At 51.8% G+C, this 4040-nt stretch carries 5 protein-coding genes; 3 read left to right on the top strand and 2 right to left on the bottom strand.

The features are described 5' to 3' along the window. The first annotated feature begins 306 nt into the window (after window positions 1–306). A complete protein-coding gene (locus tag QBK88_RS30585) occupies window positions 307–1821 on the top strand; it encodes a pesticin C-terminus-like muramidase (RefSeq protein WP_277965031.1) in 1515 nt (504 codons plus the stop codon). A 33-nt stretch (window positions 1822–1854) separates the two neighbouring features. Beyond that, on the top strand, window positions 1855–2373 hold the full coding sequence (locus tag QBK88_RS30580) for a hypothetical protein (RefSeq protein WP_277965030.1): 519 nt from the start codon (window positions 1855–1857) through the stop codon (window positions 2371–2373). Window positions 2374–2763: 390 nt separating this feature from the next. Here the strand turns inward: QBK88_RS30580 and QBK88_RS30575 are convergent, their stop codons facing one another. Together QBK88_RS30575 and QBK88_RS30570 are read right to left on the bottom strand one after the other, a co-directional pair. After that, window positions 2764–3006: a hypothetical protein gene (locus QBK88_RS30575; protein WP_277965029.1), complete on the bottom strand. Its 243-nt coding sequence runs from the start codon at window positions 3004–3006 to the stop codon at window positions 2764–2766. After that, window positions 3006–3230 carry a hypothetical protein gene (locus tag QBK88_RS30570; protein WP_277965028.1) on the bottom strand — a complete coding sequence of 75 codons (225 nt, stop codon included), beginning with the start codon at window positions 3228–3230 and terminating at the stop codon, window positions 3006–3008. Before QBK88_RS30570 ends, QBK88_RS30575 begins: the two co-directional genes overlap by 1 nt. Before the next feature lie 316 nt (window positions 3231–3546). Between QBK88_RS30570 and QBK88_RS30565 the strand changes: the two genes are divergently transcribed. After that, window positions 3547–3936, top strand: a complete 390-nt coding sequence (locus QBK88_RS30565; RefSeq protein ID WP_277965027.1) for a hypothetical protein — start codon at window positions 3547–3549, stop codon at window positions 3934–3936. Window positions 3937–4040: the final 104 nt, after the last annotated feature.

Here is a 4040-nt window from a genome sequence, read left to right as displayed (position 1 = left end):
TACTGAGAACGCGTCAAACAGGGCCTTCTAGGGCCGTTCCGAGACCCAGAAAAGCCCCTCAGGGAACAGTTTTGGTACAAAAATTGGTACGAACGAGGATGACTCCATTTTAGCACGCTCGAAAATAAACATTGCCAACTTATATCTAGGTAGATGAATACCCACAACAGAGATTAAAAACAATTTCAACGTTTCATGCACCATCAATGCATTTAAATTTAGTAATATCAAAATACCCTTAATTGATTCCATAGAAACCATACAGCATCATGGACTTAGTTTTTACACAAACCATGAGGCAAAACTATGACCGTCACCCTCCCTGCTGAAATCGTTTATGCTTACGGCGACGCCTCCAGTGGCTTTAACCCTAATGCTTCCGTAGACATGAGCCAGCCATCTGGGCCTCCGCCTTTTCATCCAAACGAAATGTTTATCGAACAGCATATCGTGCGACAGCTTTTTGCAAACGGTGTAAATGTCTTTACCCAGACTGCGAAGGGATTGATGAAAGAGACTATGCAAGCCATATTCAGTGGCTTCAATAGTTTGACCACTGACCAAGTAAAAGACCAACTGCAAAAACACGCGGACGCAAACAGGCTAATCATTGCCTTTTTCAAAAGTTCCAACGCCTCGAACCTTCTATACGATGAAACTGGCACCGAAGTTGCGTACGGCCACGTATTCTATGGAACAACGCATGTAGATACTACGATCCACGATGATTTTTATGGGGATGTACTCATGCCCGTCGGTGGTATCACCTATTGGCTGTTTGGTGGCGGTCAGGACCGATACGTCAATATTGCGTCCTTGAACCTACAGATGGGCGCCAACGATTTTAGCCCTGTAAATGATATTATTCTCAGCGCTCAGCCTGGTACCTATACCGTAAATGCCCCATTCAACTATGAGAATTTCAACTACAAACCATATGTCTACGCAGCTGGTTTGCTGGGCCAAGTAAGCGGTACCGTGTCGGGCACTGTAACGATCGCTGCTGACGGATCGTATAGTTTCAGCGGTAGCTACACGCTAAACCCAGACAACTACAATGCGAACCACGCAAGCCGTCCGTATATGCCCAAAGAGCAGACGGACTTCATTGCATCCCTCGGTGATATTTACGGCCACACCGACTACAGAATCGTTATCGAAGGCTCACAATCTGTAACTTTTACAGGAAACAAGTCTACAACTGCGACGCCGAAAGCAGTCAACGGCAATAGTACTGCTCCTGTAAACGGCGTTGATTATGGCTTCATCTCCACGTCAGAGGGCGGTCAAAAACTTAACGCCTATGTTCCAACCGCGAGCAGCGGTGTAACACTGGGTACCGGCGTCGATCTGCACGGTAGGACTCAGGCATCTATGAGCGCTCTAGGTTGGCCGCAGAGCTTGATCGACCAGTTGCTGCCGTATACCACCGTTCAAGGTTCGGCAGCATCGACGTATCTGCAGTCACACCCGCTATCTGTTTCACAGGCAAATGCCGATATCATGGACCAATCTGTCCTCAACGCCATGATCTCCACCGTAGCAACCAACTACAATAATGCATCAGCTATTGCCGATTTCTACCAATTGCCTAGCGGAACGCAAACCGCAATTTTCGATCTGGCATATCAATACGGCACCAATCTGGCTTCTGCCACTCCAAATTTCTGGAACCAAATCACTTCCGGGCAATGGCAGCAAGCCCTTGACAACCTTAACAACTTTGGGGATGCTTACCCCACTCGGCGTGGACGCGAAGCGCAACTGCTTCAGGCCGATTTGAACAAGTATCAAATGCCAAGTGCATCTGCACCCTATTAAGTTATAGCTATTACATGTATTAAGGATTAATTCATGAGACCAACGAATGCCGCCAAGCTTCTGTTTATTGCGACTCTAGTCATCACCGCAAATTCTTTCGCTGATATTTTGCAGAGCCCCGAATACAAGAAGCCGATCGAAGTTTTCTTCGGCGGCATGAGTGGCAGCTATATCCCAGGCTCAAAAATGGTGGGGGCTCAAGTCATTGATGCTCTCACCATTCAAGATGATGTCCGACCAATTGTCGCTCGCTCCAGCGCCACTTCTGCTGGTAGCACGTTACTAACGGGATGCAGGCAGCACTCCTGCTTCGAAAAAGCGGCCGTTGTGCTTGATGCAGAGAAAAACGTATTGGCAGCTGCCCTCATCAGCTACAAATGCCAGATGCTCAATGGTTCGCCCAAGCACGCTACGTGCGACAAAACTCCTACACTTACTATCTTCACGCCCCCGCATTCGGAAGAGGTAAATAGTAAGACCCTTGAAAACTGGGGGCTGACGAAATCCCCCAATATACCGATTGAGTATAAAGCAGTAGCAAAATCTAAATAGCGACCTGCATTGTCTTCACTACTATTGCAACTGGCATGCCAAACTCGCGACAATTAATTCCTTCTATTAGGCCTGCGGCTGCTGCTTTCTCTACTCAAGGACGATTTGACCCTTCGTTTCCAACGGGCTGATCCTCTTCGAGCCGGCCGTGGCGGAGGCTCGAGCCTTCACCTTACTGCTCGCGCCTCCGGTTCTTGGTGCAAGCCCGCAAGCTCTCCCGAATTACAGCACCAGCCCTCCATTCATAATCCCAGTCCCTTGCCGATCACCGTAGATATAGCCGCGCAGGCGTCTCAAAAAACGGCGTGCACCCTTCATTCACCAGCGTTTACCTAATTGCCAGGTTGTGCGCGCGACGATGCTACTGGGGGATCTGACAGTTGCACGAGGCTAGTGAGCTTTTAGCCTCCCGTTGGGGACCATGCTGGCCAAGTTCACATCCAGCAGCAGCGGCAAGAGCGGCGGCTCCATTGGCCACGGACCACGAACCTTGGCGACCCTGGACACCCGCTTCAAGCATTCAACCCGCTCCTCCTCCACGGCAATTCCGCCCCGCACCGGCTGGGCCCTGCGCAGCTCATTGGCGTCCAGCGCCACGCCCAGGTGCCGCCGGCGAACCACCAGAAAGTGCATCACCGCCCACCCTGCAGCCGGGCCAGGTCGGCGCGTAGAGCGTCGCGCTGGCGGGTCAGTTCTTCGGTCACCTGCACCAGGCGCGCGATCCGGTTCCGCGCGCCCTGAATGTCGCGGTAGGCTTCGTTCAGCTCCGTCTCGAGCACCACGCACTGGTGCTTGTAGGTCTCCAACAGCGTAGGCATGCCCAGGTGAAAGGCGCTGTCGTCGAAAAGGTCGGTCATTTAAGTGGCTCGATATACTGTACATATGAACAGTATCAAGCAAGCCGATTTCACCGGTCAATTTCCCATAGCCCGCCAGCTATTGGCACGCCAAGTTTGCGGCGACCAGCTTCTTCTCGTAACCCTGCCGCTGCTAGAGCTCCGCCAGCAAGGCTTGGACCCTCGCTTCGAGGGGAGTCGTTTTTTCGCTGCGATCATGGCCAACAAGGCAAGCGACGCGGGGATAGGTATTGAAAGATCACCAAATAGGACCTCACTTACACAGGTCAGAGTGGCAATGTGCTACCCTCAAATTAGTCACTGACCGGAGAGAATCATGACGGATGACCTGACGGATGCAGAATGGAAACGCTCCTTTGAGCAAAATAGTTCCAGTAGTTCGGTGTTCATAGCTGTAACAGTAGCTATCGCTGCGGGCATCGAAATTATGAGTCGGGACGGCATCACGCTTGGTAACGCTCTCGGCACCGCCGTCGGAGCAGCGGGAGCATACTTCGTTGCCGACGCGCTGGATCTCAGTGTGGCCGAGGCAGCCACTATCGGCGGTTTGGCGGGAGCCTTGGGCGGTTTGAGTGGGCGCGCCATCAATGGTTGGAGCGCTGATCCGCAGACAGCATCTCAGCCTTCGGGATACCCACAGAATCTTTCTGGCCGTCCGTTCGGTTCCAGCCTTGGAATCGACTCCATCCTTGGGCCTGGATTCTAGTGGCGTATCCACTTGTGGATGGACAGGGCTACCAATTAACTTCCGCGAAAAATTCGGTGCTTATCTTGGTCATTTACCCACCAAGCTGATGACACACTCGAGCG

Origin of the sequence: Pseudomonas sp. RIT-To-2, from assembly GCF_029623465.1 — a bacterium.
GTDB lineage: Bacteria > Pseudomonadota > Gammaproteobacteria > Pseudomonadales > Pseudomonadaceae > Aquipseudomonas > Aquipseudomonas silvicola.
The sequence above is the reverse complement of the archived record's forward strand: the minus strand, read 5'-3'. Positions and strand labels throughout refer to the sequence as shown.

Coding starts and splice junctions, on each gene's coding strand:
- QBK88_RS30585 (WP_277965031.1), top strand. CDS start 307: ATGACCGTCACCCTCCCTGCTGAAATCGTTTATGCTTACGGCGACGCC.
- QBK88_RS30580 (WP_277965030.1), top strand. CDS start 1,855: ATGAGACCAACGAATGCCGCCAAGCTTCTGTTTATTGCGACTCTAGTC.
- QBK88_RS30575 (WP_277965029.1), bottom strand. CDS start 3,006: ATGCACTTTCTGGTGGTTCGCCGGCGGCACCTGGGCGTGGCGCTGGAC.
- QBK88_RS30570 (WP_277965028.1), bottom strand. CDS start 3,230: ATGACCGACCTTTTCGACGACAGCGCCTTTCACCTGGGCATGCCTACG.
- QBK88_RS30565 (WP_277965027.1), top strand. CDS start 3,547: ATGACGGATGACCTGACGGATGCAGAATGGAAACGCTCCTTTGAGCAA.